The organism is Nonomuraea turcica, from assembly GCF_030718205.1.
Classification (GTDB): Bacteria; Actinomycetota; Actinomycetes; order Streptosporangiales; family Streptosporangiaceae; genus Nonomuraea.
On the sequence record NZ_JAUZQF010000056.1, the window covers coordinates 1 to 14,551 of the forward strand.

Annotated in this window: 15 protein-coding genes and 2 pseudogenes; 8 read left to right on the forward strand and 9 right to left on the reverse strand. The window is 64.2% G+C overall.

Annotation, left to right across the window (positions count from 1 at the left end; translation table 11 throughout):
• Nucleotides 1-288: 288 nt before the first annotated feature.
• Nucleotides 289-1,146 (reverse strand): transposase, encoded by an 858-nt coding sequence (locus Q9G87_RS59135; RefSeq protein ID WP_371826021.1) that lies wholly within the window; start codon nucleotides 1,144-1,146, stop codon nucleotides 289-291.
• 867 nt (nucleotides 1,147-2,013) lie between these two features.
• Between Q9G87_RS59135 and Q9G87_RS59145 the strand changes: the two genes are divergently transcribed.
• The 3 genes from Q9G87_RS59145 (at nucleotide 2,014) to Q9G87_RS59155 (ending at nucleotide 3,922) form a co-directional block, all read left to right on the forward strand.
• Nucleotides 2,014-2,301 (forward strand): transposase, encoded by a 288-nt coding sequence (locus Q9G87_RS59145; RefSeq protein WP_305925470.1) that lies wholly within the window; start codon nucleotides 2,014-2,016, stop codon nucleotides 2,299-2,301.
• The gene (locus tag Q9G87_RS61275) at nucleotides 2,298-2,942 is read left to right on the forward strand and encodes an IS3 family transposase (protein ID WP_371826017.1); all 645 of its coding nucleotides are present in this window, start codon (nucleotides 2,298-2,300) and stop codon (nucleotides 2,940-2,942) included. The genes Q9G87_RS59145 and Q9G87_RS61275 overlap by 4 nt, the downstream gene beginning before the upstream one ends.
• A 230-nt stretch (nucleotides 2,943-3,172) precedes the next feature.
• Nucleotides 3,173-3,922: a TylF/MycF/NovP-related O-methyltransferase gene (locus Q9G87_RS59155; RefSeq protein WP_305925472.1), complete on the forward strand. Its 750-nt coding sequence runs from the start codon at nucleotides 3,173-3,175 to the stop codon at nucleotides 3,920-3,922.
• Nucleotides 3,923-4,008: 86 nt separating this feature from the next.
• Here Q9G87_RS59155 and Q9G87_RS59160 read toward each other — a convergent pair whose 3' ends face one another.
• The gene (locus Q9G87_RS59160; RefSeq protein ID WP_305925473.1) at nucleotides 4,009-4,827 is read right to left on the reverse strand and encodes an IS66 family transposase; all 819 of its coding nucleotides are present in this window, start codon (nucleotides 4,825-4,827) and stop codon (nucleotides 4,009-4,011) included.
• A 151-nt stretch (nucleotides 4,828-4,978) separates the two neighbouring features.
• Nucleotides 4,979-5,221, reverse strand: a pseudogene (locus Q9G87_RS61280) (DUF6444 domain-containing protein); the annotation flags it as partial.
• Between the two features lie 127 nt (nucleotides 5,222-5,348).
• On the opposite strand from Q9G87_RS61280, the gene Q9G87_RS59165 reads away from it, so the two are divergent.
• Nucleotides 5,349-5,681: a hypothetical protein gene (locus Q9G87_RS59165; RefSeq protein ID WP_305925474.1), complete on the forward strand. Its 333-nt coding sequence runs from the start codon at nucleotides 5,349-5,351 to the stop codon at nucleotides 5,679-5,681.
• Nucleotides 5,682-5,703: 22 nt separating this feature from the next.
• Here the strand turns inward: Q9G87_RS59165 and Q9G87_RS59170 are convergent, their stop codons facing one another.
• Entirely contained in the window at nucleotides 5,704-6,912 is a 1,209-nt protein-coding gene (locus Q9G87_RS59170) for a lipopolysaccharide biosynthesis protein (RefSeq protein WP_305925475.1), read from the reverse strand.
• A 692-nt stretch (nucleotides 6,913-7,604) separates the two neighbouring features.
• Here Q9G87_RS59170 and Q9G87_RS61285 point away from each other — a divergent pair.
• The 3 genes and pseudogenes from Q9G87_RS61285 to Q9G87_RS59180 all read left to right on the forward strand — a co-directional run bounded on the left by Q9G87_RS61285 (nucleotide 7,605) and on the right by Q9G87_RS59180 (nucleotide 8,726).
• On the forward strand, nucleotides 7,605-7,754 hold the full coding sequence (locus Q9G87_RS61285) for a hypothetical protein (RefSeq protein WP_371826018.1): 150 nt from the start codon (nucleotides 7,605-7,607) through the stop codon (nucleotides 7,752-7,754).
• Nucleotides 7,755-7,789: 35 nt separating this feature from the next.
• Nucleotides 7,790-8,386, forward strand: a pseudogene (locus Q9G87_RS59175) (hypothetical protein).
• A 76-nt stretch (nucleotides 8,387-8,462) separates the two neighbouring features.
• Nucleotides 8,463-8,726, forward strand: a complete 264-nt coding sequence (locus Q9G87_RS59180; protein WP_371826019.1) for a UDP binding domain-containing protein — start codon at nucleotides 8,463-8,465, stop codon at nucleotides 8,724-8,726.
• 428 nt (nucleotides 8,727-9,154) lie between these two features.
• Here Q9G87_RS59180 and Q9G87_RS59185 read toward each other — a convergent pair whose 3' ends face one another.
• From Q9G87_RS59185 to Q9G87_RS59195, 3 genes are all read right to left on the reverse strand, one after another.
• A complete protein-coding gene (locus Q9G87_RS59185; RefSeq protein ID WP_305925476.1) occupies nucleotides 9,155-9,289 on the reverse strand; it encodes a hypothetical protein in 135 nt (44 codons plus the stop codon).
• Between the two features lie 108 nt (nucleotides 9,290-9,397).
• The gene (locus Q9G87_RS59190; protein ID WP_305925477.1) at nucleotides 9,398-9,706 is read right to left on the reverse strand and encodes a hypothetical protein; all 309 of its coding nucleotides are present in this window, start codon (nucleotides 9,704-9,706) and stop codon (nucleotides 9,398-9,400) included.
• Between the two features lie 84 nt (nucleotides 9,707-9,790).
• Nucleotides 9,791-10,384 carry a transposase family protein gene (locus Q9G87_RS59195; protein WP_305925478.1) on the reverse strand — a complete coding sequence of 198 codons (594 nt, stop codon included), beginning with the start codon at nucleotides 10,382-10,384 and terminating at the stop codon, nucleotides 9,791-9,793.
• Nucleotides 10,385-11,516: 1,132 nt separating this feature from the next.
• Between Q9G87_RS59195 and Q9G87_RS59200 the strand changes: the two genes are divergently transcribed.
• On the forward strand, nucleotides 11,517-12,680 hold the full coding sequence (locus Q9G87_RS59200) for a glycosyltransferase (RefSeq protein ID WP_305925489.1): 1,164 nt from the start codon (nucleotides 11,517-11,519) through the stop codon (nucleotides 12,678-12,680).
• On the opposite strand, the gene Q9G87_RS59205 is transcribed toward Q9G87_RS59200, so the two are convergent.
• Nucleotides 12,626-13,267: a transposase gene (locus Q9G87_RS59205; RefSeq protein ID WP_305925479.1), complete on the reverse strand. Its 642-nt coding sequence runs from the start codon at nucleotides 13,265-13,267 to the stop codon at nucleotides 12,626-12,628. The two genes, Q9G87_RS59200 and Q9G87_RS59205, sit on opposite strands and share 55 nt — an antisense overlap.
• Before the next feature lie 170 nt (nucleotides 13,268-13,437).
• Entirely contained in the window at nucleotides 13,438-14,541 is a 1,104-nt protein-coding gene (locus Q9G87_RS59210; protein WP_305925480.1) for a hypothetical protein, read from the reverse strand.
• Nucleotides 14,542-14,551 lie beyond the last annotated feature (10 nt).

Sequence of the window (14,551 nt, forward strand, 5' to 3'; positions counted from 1 at the left end):
CACCAGAAAGGTGCACCTGCTTCTGCAGCGGATATGGCGTCGACACCCAAATCCTTGCAGGTCAGGGGCACCTTTTCTCATGATCTAGAACGCAGCTACCGCCTCGGCTGAATACTTGAGGTTAGCCTCAATCTTTCTCGATCTTGATCTGGTCGGCTAAGAGGTTCGGCTGGAGGTCGTTTCCCTCGCTGTGGTCAGCGGGATTGCCCGGCTGTCGCGCCGGGTGGGCGGGGTTCCACGGGCCCGCGGGGTAGTCCTTTCCTACTCGTGGGGTCGGTTTGTGGCGGGTCAGGGCGGGGCCGGCAGGGCTTGTAGGCGGGTCAGAGCGGTGAGGATGTCGTGGGCCCAGGGCCATCGAGCGGCGATGCGCAGGCGCAGACGTCGGCGCCGCGTACCAGCCGTCCGGCCACGGCGAACAGCCGCAGGCGCAGGCGTTTTGGGCTCGTAACGGCGGGCGGCAGTGCCACGCAGGGCGAGCATCTGCATCCAGGCCAGAAGTTCGCAGGCCAGGGCGACGATCTCCAGCCAGATCTGGTTTTGGGCGAAGTCGTGCAGGTTGGCCAGGTCGGTGTCCTTGGCGCAGCGGATGCGGTCTTCGGCGCGTGCTCGGCGGCGGTGGCGCAGTTCCAGGTCGGCGGGCTGGCCGTGTTGGGCGTCGGTGACGAAGTAGGCGATGCGGTGTCCGTCGAGGTCGGTGAGGCGCAGTCGGGCGCCGGGGTGCGGGCGTTCTTTGCGGACGATGACCCGCATCCCTTTCGGCCAGCCGGTCAGGTCCAGCAGGCCGGTGAGCTCGGCGACCCACGCGCCCGGTCGTACCCGGCGTTCAGCGTCATAGGCCGGTGTCCAGGCCGTGGCGGGCATGTCAGACGTCGACTCGGTCGCCGCAGGCCGTGCCATCTGCCGGAATACCTCCCGGACGGCTTCGGGTCCCAGGCGCTGGCGGGCTTGAGTGATCGCGCCGCGGGTCGGTGCCTCCCAGCGCGCTCCCGGCATCGAGGCCAGCATGCTGGTCAGCTTCTCGGCAACCTCCTCATAGTCATCGTCGGGGTACAGGCACAGCGCGATCAACAGGTAGTCGACCACATGAGCGGGGAGCTTACGCACACGCCGCTCATGACATCCATACGCGGCGATGGCCGCATCCAGAACCCGGGCGGGAGATCAACGACGTCAACGCGCCGATCGCGATCAGATCCGTCAATCGCCCCGCACTGCCCGCAGTCCCCGACATGATCACCAGACGAAGCCACCAGCAAGATCGCTATTTGTTGCGCCACGCACGCAGGAGAGGAGTCGTTGGCAGGTAGGAGACGACCGTTTCGCTGTGCTGCTGCACGGAAGATGAAGGACAGGTGGCCCTTCGGCGTCGCCCTACGGGGGGAGACGTCAAACCAACCCCGAGGTGCGTTAGTTGAAGACTGTCGTGCTGAGCGTCGGGGAAAAGGCGGAGGCGAGACTCCGTCAGGTGGGGACCGGGAAGACGAACGCGGGTGAACCACCGCTGAAGCGTCGAGAGTTAGGAAACGGCATCGAAACCGGGGTCTCTATGCAATCCCGGGGTGAGCCTGGCGGGAGCCCGCTGACTGGCCAGGTGGTGTCCGGCAGGTGGCGTGAGCCCGGTCTGCGGCTTTCGTGTGGAACTTGGGAAGGCGTGTGCCGACACAGCCTGGCCCTGATGAGGGGTGAGGCGAGAGGGAGCGCACCGACCGGCGGAAACCGGGAGGTGCTGGGTACCGTCGCGGCGCGCGCTGACGGACCGGCCCGTAGTAGCCGAGAGTCCCTGGTAATCGGGGTGGAGCCAAGGGGCCGGCTCATCTGGGCATGCTGGTTCGAGCAACCGGGACCACAGCCAGGGTCCTGGGAGGAGACGAGTGAGCAGGTCAGGTCCGGACGGGAAACCGTTCGACATACCCAAGCGCCTGGTGTGGAAGGCATGGAAGCAGGTCAAGACGAACAAGTGGTCTTGCCCCGGTTTGGTGGACACCTGATCTCTGAGAGAAGAAGGAGTTCACTGTGCCGAACAACTATCCGCCGGAGCTTCGCCGGCAGATGGTGGAACTGGTGCGCGCGGGACGGACGCCGGAGGAGCTGGCCAAGGAGTTCCAGCCCTCCGCGCAGTCGATCCGTACCTGGGTGCGCCAGGCCGACCTGGATGACGGCCGCCGCCAAGACGGCTTGACCTGCGCCGAGAAGGACGAGCTGGCCAGGTTGCGGCGTGAGAACAAGATTCTCCGTGAGGAGAAGGAGATCTTGCGCAAGGCCGCGGCTTTCTTCGCTCGGGAGACGGATCTGCCGAGATGAGGTTCCGGCTGATCCATGCGGAGAAGGACCACCACGAGGTCTCCCTGCTGGCCCGGGTGCTGGGTGTGTCGCGCCAGGGCTACTACGCCTGGGCGGCTCGCCAGGAGCGCGGCCCGTCGGCTCGGGCGCGTCGCGACGCCGAGCTGACCGGCAAGATCCGTGACCATCATCGGGCTTCCGATGAGATCTACGGGGCGCCGCGCATCCACGCTGACCTGCGGGAGATCGACGGCATACGTGTCGGCCGTAAACGCGTGGCCCGGCTCATGCGCCGAGCCGGGCTGGCAGGGGTGAGCAGGCGCAAGGGCTGCCGGACGACGATCGCCGACAGGCAGGCCGTCGCCGCATCCGACCTGGTCAAGCGGAAGTTCAGCGCGGCCGAGCCGAACCGGATCTGGACCGCCGACATCACCTCATGGGAGAGCCACAGGGTTGATCGGGCAGGGTGCAGGTCGAGCTGTCGGCGGGTGGCATCGGGAAAGAGTCACCCACCCACTCGGAGGTCAATCACCCTCCGCGTTTGGGAAGGTCCGACATCACGGCCGGAACGCATTCGACGGCCTGCAGCGACCCGATCCGCGAGAACGCCGGGCCAGCGCAGACGTCAACTCGTCCGGTTCCGCTGCTCTCGTTGGGCCTGAATCCACCACAAGATCGCAATGACTTACCACGCATCCGCCCCGCCATGCGACAAATGGGTCATTATATATTTCACGCATCTCCTCATACTGTTCACCATGGGAACTAAGGCGATTTCCCCGATATCTACGGACGCAGTGACCGAACACAAGGAGAGTGACAACCAGAAGATGGTGGACGGCGGAGGGTAGATATAAGAGTGCTTTGCCGTCGCCCGCATAGAATGTCCGTTATGCAGCTTACAGCCAAGGCGAATAAAGTACTTCAAAGGTTCACGGGATATAGCATAAATCTAACTCCAGAATTTCCTCCCGATTACGATCAGCGTACCAAGGAAATCATCCGGACGGTTCGGCCGTATACGATGACGTGTCATGCGCGCATCGCCACCCTTGTCGAGGCTACCCAATACATCCAGCACCACAAGATTATCGGAGACATCGTCGAGTGCGGAGTCTGGCGCGGTGGAAGTATGCAGGCGGTCGCGCTGACCCTCGATTCCATGAATGCCGCCGATCAGCGTCACCTATGGCTATTCGACACCTTCGAGGGCATGCCCCCACCTCAGGACGTGGATGTGGCGGTCCAGGATGGAAGATCTGCCAGTGAATACCGGAAGCAATACGGTGAATCGTGGTGCGCCGCTTCACTAAGTGATGTCAAGGAAAGGTTCAAGGATCTGTCTATTCCGGACAGCCACATTCACTACATCCAGGGACGCGTCGAAGAATCTATTCCCGTGCATTCGCCGGAGGCTATCGCCCTGCTCCGACTCGATACCGATTGGTACGAGTCGACCCTGCACGAACTGGAGCACCTCTACCCGAAACTAACGCCTGGGGGTGTCCTTATCCTTGATGACTACGGCTGCTGGAAAGGCGCTCGCCAAGCGGTGGATGAGTACTTTGCCAAGAAGGGGAACAGGGTCTTCCTTGCCCGCTGTGACCCGACTGGAGCTCGAGTCGTGATAAAGCAAAATTGAGCGGCGGCGTCCCCGAACGTAGCGAGCTTGTTCCGCTTTGACGGACACCATCGAGTGGTGGTCAAGCCGCGTGAGCGGCCTCGAAGTCAGGCGCGGGCCTGGAGGCGTTTGGCGAGGGTGTAGCCGGGATGTCGCCCGGTGGGCCAGTCCCGGTGGGCGTTGGTGGCCATGCCCCAGGTCACCGCGTCGTCGTAGCGGGCGCGCAAGGCGTCCAAGATCTCGCAGTCGAGAGCGGTGGCGCCGTCGGCGCGGGCCGCCTCGACCGCGGCCTTGGCGTCGGTCAGGGCTCGCACGGCAGGTTGGGTGCAGCACCGCTGGACCCGGCTGTCCTCGGCGTCCAACTCGCCGATGCCGCGTAGCACCCGCAGCAAGTGGGCGCAGCACAATTGCACCACGGTCAGGTCCTGGTCGTACTTGGCATACGCCGCATAGTCGTCGCGGACCAGGGTGCCGCGGTAGCCGGGCAGAATCTTGAAGCCGTCCAGCTCGGCGTGGCCGCGGCCGGCCGCGGCACCGAACCAGATCACCTTGCCGGCGCGGGCAGTGTAGATATACAGCAGCCGGTCATCGTCATCGCCGGCCACCCGGGCCGGCGTCTCGTCGTGGTGCAGGACCGGTGCCGCCCGTAGCCGCTCCTTCAGCGCCGCCTCGAACCCGCCCAGCCGGGTGGCGATCCGGGGCAGCAGGCCGCCGGTGAACCCGGCCGAGACCGGCGCGTCCAGCAACACGCTCATCAGATCGGCGGCGTGGGTGATGCTCATGTGGCCGTTACAGGCCAGCAGCGCCGTCGCCACTCGTACGTTCGGGCCGTAACAGCACGGCCCGGCCATCCCCGGCGGCGTGGCGGCCTGAACCACCCGACGGCAGCCAGGGCAGCTCACCTTGAGCATCCGATACTCGCTCACCTGAAGGCTTCACCGGCGGGGTATCGAACACCTGCACTCTGGCGGCGACCCGCCCCGGCACGCCGGCCAACGCCCGGCCGCACTCGACGCATGCGTGCGGGGCCACGATGGTGACCCGGTCCGGTTCGGCTCGCCACTCCAGATGGTGACCCTCATACCCGGCCTGCCCACCCCGTGGCCGGGGCGAAGACTTCCTGGGCTTTCTTCGCTCGTTTGGCCCGCCCGCCGGACCGTCCGACCCCGGCGGCATCGACAAGTTCGACGAGTCCATCCCCACCCGCCGCTTCAACTGCTCGATCTCAGCCAGCAGCGCCGCGATCACAGCGTCCCGCTCCGCTAACGCGGCCAGCAACTCCTCACGGCTCAGGCCACCGGAGTCACCACAGGAGGACACCCCCTCAAACTACGAACACAACCCCGCAACACCCCGACTCATCCAGAAACCGGCGCGTCTACCCCAAACCAGACACGATCAACGACGAACCTGAATGGATACACCGCCGGCTGGTCAGCCTTTCGCGTTGACCGGCGTCGACTTCGGCCTGGCGGATCCACTGCCGCACCGCAGTCTCAGTCAGGTCGAAGCCCTTGGCGACCTGACTGACGGAGCGGTCACCGCGCTGGCATCGACGGTCTCGGCCTTGAACTCGGACGTGAACATCTACAACCGGCGCATCCACCGCGCCTGCCAGGGTCTTCCACCCGCCGAATTTGAGCCCCTCTACCGGACAGAGATCGACTTAGCCACTCTCACCCCAGCCAGGCGAACCGGCCTCAGGGTAAAGGCAAGATCGAATGTTCTGGCGCAGCGTTCGCGTCCAGTTCTGCCTTCGCAGGGCGGGCGCCGACGTTGATGCGCCCGAAACGGTCCACATTTCACGAAAACGAGCTGTTATTTTGTCCTTGAGGTGGATCAGTCATCTGGATGGCATCCTGTAGCTCCGCTGAAGATCTGTGTGCCCGTGTAAACCACGTCGCCTTGACGACTGCCAGCAGGCCGCAGGAGAGCGAGGACGACAGCGCCGCACCCGCCGCCCCCCAGCGCGGGATCAGCAGTAGATCGAGCGCGACGTTGACGGCGAGTGCTCCGATGGTGCACGCGGACATGGAGAGTGGGTGGTGGCCCTGCCTAACCAGATACTGCTCCGTTAGACGCACGCTGGCATACGCAATGATTCCGGGGGCCAGGATGACAAGGGGGAGGATGCTTCCCTCATATGCCGCACCGAACACCCGGGGGACCAGCAGGGGAGAGACAGCGGCAAGGAGACACGCACAGACCGATGAAGAGAGCAACGCGATCCGGAGTGCTCGCGCGGTCGCTGCCCCAGACTCAGTTACGTCACCGTCGGCCTGCCGTGGCAGGATCACCTGAGTAATGGCGTCTGCAGGCACACGGCCTATCATGATCACGCTTATGGCGACACTATAGAGACCGGTCTCAAAAGGGGACGTCATAGCGTTGAGCAACAGGACGTCCGCCGCTGACCACAGCAGGCAATACTGAGCGATGACACCAATGTGGAATCGCCCGGCCAGACCGAGTTGGCGCAGTGCGAGGTCCCAGCTGGCATCGCTGAGTTTCGGCCGGAGTGCCCGCAGACACAGCGGTAGTGGTACGACTGCTGCCACCGCCCACATGACAATCACCGTATAGATGGTGAGGTGACCCACCACCGCGAGCAAGGCTAGCATCACGCAATAGATCAGGCCGGAGATGAGGATACCGCGGTTGACGAGGTCTACCCGGGCTTGGAGCGTCAGGATGCCCCACAGGTTGGCAAGCGTTGTACTGACTGGTACCGCTGCCAGAGCCACCGCCAGGAGTAGGGCAGGCCGATGCGGAGACACAAGCGGTGACACGGCAAAGGTACACAGGGCGACCGCCGACCCCAGCCCCAGACCGAGCAGCAATCCATTGGCGGTGAGCGCGCGGCTGAGGGTCCCATCCTTCCAGAACGCAATCTGCGTATAGACAACGGTGAAATTCCCGATGATGACCGCCACGGTTGCCATGGTGACGATCATCGCGTACTGCCCCCTACCATCCGGCTGCAGGAAGCGTGCGATCAAAACGCTGGTCACTGTGGCGAGGAGAAGGCGGAGCGCCTGGGTCGCCGCCGTCTGTACGGTCCTCTCTCTATCTGAGGTGCCACGGGAGATCAAGCCACGAAGCAGCAAAGCACCAGAGGAGCATCTGCTGCTCAAAATCCCACGTTGAACCGGGCGGCGCCTTCTCGCCCTGCGCTGGCTACGTACCACTGCAGATTTTCCTTCTCAAGATGAGAGAGACCCATGACGTACGATCATGGGACAGTGCACCGCGACGAGAACCACACCTGCCGCCAGGTCTGCTGGCACACAATCCATACGATGATCACCCGCTCAGGTGCCAACACGGCTCCGGGCTGGGCAAACACCGCACTTCGCAAGCGTCTATCAAGCCTTCCTCATCCTCGGCTGTGCCCTCATCTCCTTGTACGACTCAGCTCATTGCGTTAGAAGCTCCTGGCTCGATCTTTAACATGGGTTGCGCCTTTGTTGAGCGGCCTGGTGAGAACCGCACGTCCGGTATTCGCCGTGAGGCGCGGTTGTCAACGGCGCGCCAATGCGGGCGTTGCCGAGAACGGTGAATCGAAGGAGGCACAAGACCTCCTCGCTGGGCTGTCGCAGCAGTCTGGTGTGGCGTCGGGCGTGGGAGTTGGCCCCAGTCTGGCGCGGACGCTGGCTCCACTACGTGACCATCGCCCGCTACGGACGCTACGACCTTCTCTGCATTGAAGAGCATCGCCCGGAACAAGGAGCGGCTGAGCTTCACCCTGGACCTGGACGAGGCCGTCACCGGTGCCGAGATCGCCTACATCTGCGTGGACACGCCGCCGTCGGCTTCCGGTGATGCGGACTGTCACGGGTCTGGTCGGTGGTGACGTCGCTGAAGGACGCCGCTCATCTGCGGGCCGTGGTGGTCAAATCCACCATGCCGGCGGGTACCGGCAGCCGAGTGCGAGCCGCGCTGGATGCCGCTGGGCTCGACCACGTCGGCTATGCCGCGAATCCGGAGTTCACCGCTGAGGGCCGCGCGGTCAGCGACTTCATGCATCCCGACCGCATCGTCATCGGGGCGTCCGACGAAGCGACCGCCCGCCTGCTCACCGACCTGCATCAGGGCGTGGACGGGCCGGTCGCGGTGATGAGCGTGCGCTCGGCGGAGATGGTGAAGCTCGCGGCGAACGCGCTGCTCGCCACCAAGATCAGCTTTGTCAATGAGATCGCCACCTTGTGTGAGAAGACCGGGGCCGACGTCGAGGAGGTGGCTCACGCCGTCGGACTGGATCATCGCCTGGGGCCGCACTTCCTGCGGCCCGGCATCGGCTAGGGCGGCTCATGCTTTCCCAAGGACAGCGAGGCGCTGCGGCAGCTGGCCAACAACACCGGCTACCACCTGCAGCTGTTGTCGGCGGTGATCGAGGTCAACAACTTGCAAAGCGGCGGGCGATCCAAAAGCTCAAGGACGAGCTCGGCACGCTGGCGGGTGCGCGGGTGGCGCTGCTCGGCTTGACGTTCAAGCCGGGGACGGACGACATGCGCGAGGCGCCCAGCACCGTCCTGGCGGCCCGGCTGCTCGCCGAGGGGCCGTGGTGCGCTGCTGGGATCCGATCGCTCGCCCGGCCGCGGCCGAACCCTGGACGTCGACGACGCGCCACACGAGCGTGGAGCGGGCGCTCGAGGGCGCGGACGCGGCGATCATCGTCACCGAGTGGCCACAGCTCACCCAGGTCGATTGGCCGCAGGCTGTGGCGGTGATGCGCCGGCCGGTGCTGTTCGACGGTCGGAATCTGCTGGATCCGGCGACGATGCGGGCCGCTGGTTACCGCTACCTCAGCGTCGGCCGGCCCTGACGGCGTGATGCTCGCCTGCTGATGCGCCCGTAACCCCCGGCGGCCGGATCAGGCGAGACCGGCTCGCCGGGCGACGGTCTGGACGTGCTGGGCGAGCAAGCCCCGCAGGTCCGGAGGTTCGGGCTTGCCGGCGTGCAGGTGGGCGACCGCCGCCAGGGCGGTCATCGTGGTGTCCAGGAGTTCTTATTCGATGTCGGTGCGGGTGCCCGACAATCCTTTGCGCGGGTTCTGGCCGGCGTCGGCGACCAGGGCGGCGACTGCCTTGATGAGAGCCGTTGCGGCGACGATCATGCGAAGGGCGGAGCCCGGCCTCCTCCGCGACCTTGCTCACCCGCCCCCACAGCAGGGCCTCACGATCGCGGCGGCGGTTGTTCGGCGAGTCGTCGATCCAGCCGCTGACCGCATGGATGAGGGCATTGGTGTGATGCTCATGGGATGGCATCCTGCCCGTCTCTGGCGGTGGCGATGACCACCACGTACGAGGACAGCCCCAGCACGCTCGGCTCGGCCTCCAGCCGGCGCAGGGGGAGCCGTTCATCAAGCCAGGAATTACGGGTCCGCACCGACACCAGGGCCAAAGCGTTCTCATGTTGTGAAACCGAGTAGCTGAAGGCCGTCGGTGGGGTGGCTGCGGTAGTGGTCGGTAGCGGCGGCGATGTTGGTCCAGCCGATCAGGCGGGCCAGGCCGATGGCCAGGTTGCGGAGGCTGGCCATGATTCGGGGTGCGGCGCCTGTCCGGACGCGGGAGGCGTCTTCGCGGTAGGTGACGTCGCGTGGTGTAGGGGTTCGATGCTCCAGTGGCCGCGGATCAGCGCGGCGATCTGGGCGTGGGTGATCCGTCCGGGCGGGAGGCTGGTGATGGCATAGATCGTGACGATGGTGGTCTTGCCGGTGCGGTGGTCGGTGCGGCGGTGTTTGACCTGGATCGCTTGGGCGGCGTGCGGGAAGGGCAGTCCCGGGCGAATGGTGCAGATCTTCATGCGGCGGATCTCGCGGCGGCCGTGTCCATGCTCGTCGGTGCGGTCGTTGAGGATCGCCTCGCGCCACGGCAGGGCCTTGCCGGCTCAGCAGCGTGGGCTGGTTGCCCTTGACGATGAACAGGTAGTGGCCGCCCGCTTTGACGATCTGCTGGGCGTGGGAGTGTTGGGTGTGCAGGGCGTCTTATGAGGTGACGACCGTGTGGGTGAGGTCCAGTTCGGACAGGCCCACGGCCAGGCCCACGGCCAGGCCGGCGAGCTCGGTCCGGCCTGGGGCCGGCTGTCTGTGGTGGCGGGCTGGGCACAGGCAGAGAGCGCGGCCAGATAGGTGCAGGTGGCGGTGTCGAAGGCGTCGCCGTCCAGGCGGGCGAGCAGCCGTCCCAGGGTGCTGGCGGCCCCCCGTGGCGTGCCGGGTAAGCCGGCTCGGGCGCGCAGGTCTGGATCGTATCCGGCGATGAACCGGGTGATCTTCACCAGGGAGGTTGCTCCGCCGAGTACGGCGAGCAGGGATAACGCCAGCAGCGGGCCGAGCCGGTAGCGGCGTCCCCGGCGGCTGCGTGGATCGGGCACGGCGTCCAGGACCTCGGCCAGGGTCGGCAGATCGAGCAGGTCGGTCGGCGAGTTGGCGACGGTGACGTGCTCCAGGTGGCGGGCGAGCACTTCGATCGGGGATGATGGCACGCGAACGCGGCCCCTGTTCTTGATCGACTGGCGTAGACACCGACGATCATCAGGGGTCGCGTTTGTCATTGGCACCCCCGGGGGTGCCCCTCAACCACCCAGCCGCTTCATGCCCGCATGTGTCCACCAGCCGAGAACGCTTCAGCCCTGGGCAACCGCCCGAGCGCTTCGCATTTCCACGCTATCTTCGACGATCTGGGTTTGCTTTCTCGCCGCAGCCTCTCCACTGCTGATTCCCTTTGTGTTCGGCTTCTCGTACGAGAAAAGCGTCGTGCCACTTCTACTCCTAGCGCCGGGCATCATTGCGTTTGCCATTGTACGACTGACCGGTCAGTGCCTAATTCGGCTCGGCCGCCCGCTTACCATGTCCGCGATCACAGTTGGTGCACTCGCCGTTAACATCACCCTCGATACGCTGTTCATCCCCCAGTGGGGTGCAGCGGGAGCCGCGCTTTTATCCACGATCGCCCAAAGTTTACTGGCGGCTATCGAAATAACGAGGTTCATCAGGCACGCCAATTCAAAGAGGTCAGAAGAAGATGCCGTACAGATGGAGTGATGGACCGTGAGGATCACGGTTATCGCCCGAAGTCTGCCGTAGGACACGGCCGGAATAGCTTGGGCAGGAGCGTGGAGGTAATCTTTATTCTCAGGCCCATCTGACAAAATCCGGCACCATAGAGACTGGATTTTCGCTGTTCCGAATGAGATGTTCCGGGGATATCAGCAGCGCGATGCTCCTTATTCGATGCGCCCGACATCCGAATTTCCACAGCTCAGGAGCATCCATACCTATCGCCTCCAACCCCTTCAAGTTGCACAAGTCACCACAAATCAGCCAACGCTGGTGATCAAAAAAAGGTTTAGATTCAAGTGGGCACGGAATCAATAAGTATTGTTTTTGTCAAGTGGTCCCACGTCGCGCCAGATCGCCCTCAAGACGTGTTATCATCGAGGCTCGCTGACTCCGTCTGTGCAATTAGTATTTAACTCCCATCGGCGACTAAATGATCGACGCTGCTGTATAGGAAGAACCTGGCTGACGTATGGGGTTGACAAGCGTTGAGGCGGAATATCGAGCAGCTCGGCTGTCGTGATAATTTCGAGACAGGCCTTGATGATTGCGAAAGGTATGCCCGTGCAAATATCAAACAGACCCTCTCTTCGCTGTGTCGCATTTCTTATCGGACAATTGGGAAGAGGGGGTGCTGAAGCGCAGATATCCATGCTAGCGCAAGGCCTGCACCGCAGAGGCATCGAGGTTCATATGTTTCTCGTATCCGCGGGTGGGCCGCACGAAGCGACTCTCCGTGCTGCTGGAATAGAAATACATCATCTCGGTTTCGCTCGCCTACCGTCGGGTGTACCTGACTTGGTGCGCTGCCTGAAGGGCTTTGTGCGCCTCATTGCATTTCTGCGTCGTATTCGCGCTGATGTCTTGCACGCCTATCTCTTCGAGGGACGCGTGCTGGGACCGCCCGCCGCGCGCCTGGCGAGGGTGCCGCTCATGGTGGCAGGACGACGCTGCGCGGGTGAACCGGAGCAGCGGCACCGGTGGGTAGTTGCTCTCGAACGAGCGATGATTCGGATGACCGATCACGTGGTCGCAAACGCAATCGCCGTAGCTGAGGAAGCCCGTATGATCGTGAAGATCCCGCCGCAAAAGCTAAGCGTGATCTACAACGGTCTTCAAGTTTCTGCCTTCGATCAGGCTGAGCCAGAGTTCATCGACACAGACCTTCCTGTTGTGGTGTGCGTGGCTCGCCTGAGTCCACAGAAGGGACACCGGTTCCTCCTCGATGCGGCTTCGCGACTTCAACGGCGAGGTCGGCCCTGCACATTCTTGTTTGTCGGCGAAGGACAAGAACATCACCGTTTGAGGGAATTGGCCAACGAACTGGAAGTAGATGTCCGGTTTCTCGGTGATCGTTCTGACGTCAATGCACTCCTGGCCAGTGCCGACGTGGCGGTTCTTCCCTCTCTTTGGGAAGGACTCAGCAATGCGATCATGGAGGCGATGGCCGCGGGGTTGCCAATTGTCGCCACGGCAGTAGGAGGCACTCCCGAACTGCTGGACGGGCGCGGTCTCCTAGTCCCCGCATCCGATGGGGAAGCTCTTGCCGACGGCATCGCTCGAGTTCTCGACAACCCCGAGCTCGCGGCTTCGATGAGCTGCGCCGCCCATGCCTGGGCGCGCAAGAATCTTGATGCCGATTTGATGATTGATCAACACCTCGACCTCTATGGGCGACTTGCGTCGATCCGAAAGGCTAAGAGGCGGCGGTCACGTCTTTGAGGCTTTTCCAACTGGTCCTGCAGGTCGTCAAGGGTGCGCGCCGGGGCGGGTTGGCATGAGAAGATGCTCCCGGTAAGAGAGCAGTCGACCAAGATCCGATTGCCCAACCGGAGAGCCTCCCTCCCCGCGCCGATGGTCTCCGCAGTCCGCACCGACTGGGAGTCGTTGATCATCGCGGTGGGCTCCGCTTCGCGCCCTTCGGCCTGCCGGCCCTTCTCCCGCAGGTCATTGTGGAGGGCCAAGAGGTCGCCGTCTTGCCACCACCGGGTGAAGATCGCATGGACGGTGCGCCAGGGCGGGAAGTCGGCAATAACGTGCCACTTGCAGCCGTTGTCGACCACGTAGCGGATGGCGTCGGTGATCTGGCGGCGCCAGTACTCCTCCGGCCGTCCACTATTGCCGTCCAACCAGGTCGGCCAGGGCATCAGCGGCTCGATGGCCTGCCACTCGGCGTCGGTCATGTCTGTGGTGTAGCGGCGGATTCTGGCCGGGTGGCCGGCTCCGTGGCCAAAACGGCAGCCCACGGAGGAGCAGCCGGTTTCTTCCTCGGGGGTGACAGCGACGGAGGCATGGGCGTACAACGGCATGGGACCTTCCGGTGCAGCAGGGCTTCGATACCGCTGTTGTTACCGAAAGGTCACTCTGCGTTGAGGAGATTTCGCGAGATCCGCTCCTCCACCGCTGGCGCACCGCGATCAGTTTGTTCACGGGCACTAACGATCTTCGGTCGCTGGTTTCTGTAGGTATGGGTCAAGTTTCACGACGCCCGAGGAAGTCGAGCTTGGGCGGCGTAGCCGTCGACATGCCGGGTGATGGTCTTGAGCGCCGCTCGGAGTTCGGGTGGCGCTTGGGGTTGATCGGCGGCGGTGAGCGGGACGAGTAACCGGTTGTAGATCTTGGTGTAGAAGACGGCGATGCGGACGCCGTCGTCGGTCAGGACGTAGCGGTTGGAGCGGGGTAGCCGGCGGATCAGGCCGTTGAGTCGCAACCGCCGGAGGTCGTAGGTCATCTGGCCCGTGCTGTAGCTGGTGGTGCCGAGTAGTCCGGTCATCAAGACGCGAAGGTTCTTGTTGGTGAAGCCGGTTGCGGCGAGCAGCGTCTGGCACAGGGCGCCGGCCAGGGCCATGACCCGAGGATCGCCGAAGCGTAGCGCCGGGGTCCTCCGCCCCACCTCATCGGTGGTGGGGTGCGCGATCCGCTCAAAGGCTGGACTCGCAAGGACGCAACCCTGGCCGGCACGTTCGACTTCCAGTATGCGCCGATTGGCGGCGCGGGCCTTGGCCTGAAGCTCCTCCAGGTTGGGCAGGCGGGCGTTGCAACGCAGATCGCGAGGAGCGTTGATGACGGTCTCGATGCGCATCGCCCGGCCGTCTTTGAGGTACTGCTTGATCCGGGAGTGCTTGTAGAAGACGTTGACGATGACGCCGCCGTTGTCGCGGCGGTCGATCGCGGTGCGGAAGGTGCCTCGGGTGTCGCGGCGGACTCTCCGGGCGAAGATGATCTCGACGTTGTGCGGGCGGCCGATGTCCAGGTTGTCGGCGATGAGCGCTTCGAAGAAGCCGCGGGCGTGCCGGGGAGCGTCGAAGACCAGGGTGCGGGAGATCTCGATCTGCCGCATGGAGGTCTCCCACCAGTAGCCGGCGTCATGGTCTTTCTCGCCGAAGGGCAGCGGCAGGCGGTGCAGCCAGCGCTGGACGAACACGTTGATGGTGCCGGAGGTGAGCCGGTCGCAGATCTCCTGCAGCGCGGCCGGCTCGTCGCAGGTGGCGAATCCGTTGGACAGTTCGGTGAAGCCGAGGCCGGCCTGGGTGTTGGCGTCGAGGTTCTTACGAGCCCAGTCGCGCGCGTTGGTTGCCAGCATGGCAGCGAGC

Coding starts and splice junctions, on each gene's coding strand:
- Q9G87_RS59190 (WP_305925477.1), bottom strand. CDS start 9,706: ATGAAGATCTGCACCATTCGCCCGGGACTGCCCTTCCCGCACGCCGCC.
- Q9G87_RS59155 (WP_305925472.1), top strand. CDS start 3,173: ATGCAGCTTACAGCCAAGGCGAATAAAGTACTTCAAAGGTTCACGGGA.
- Q9G87_RS59205 (WP_305925479.1), bottom strand. CDS start 13,267: ATGCCGTTGTACGCCCATGCCTCCGTCGCTGTCACCCCCGAGGAAGAA.
- Q9G87_RS59210 (WP_305925480.1), bottom strand. CDS start 14,541: ATGCTGGCAACCAACGCGCGCGACTGGGCTCGTAAGAACCTCGACGCC.
- Q9G87_RS59200 (WP_305925489.1), top strand. CDS start 11,517: ATGCCCGTGCAAATATCAAACAGACCCTCTCTTCGCTGTGTCGCATTT.
- Q9G87_RS61275 (WP_371826017.1), top strand. CDS start 2,298: ATGAGGTTCCGGCTGATCCATGCGGAGAAGGACCACCACGAGGTCTCC.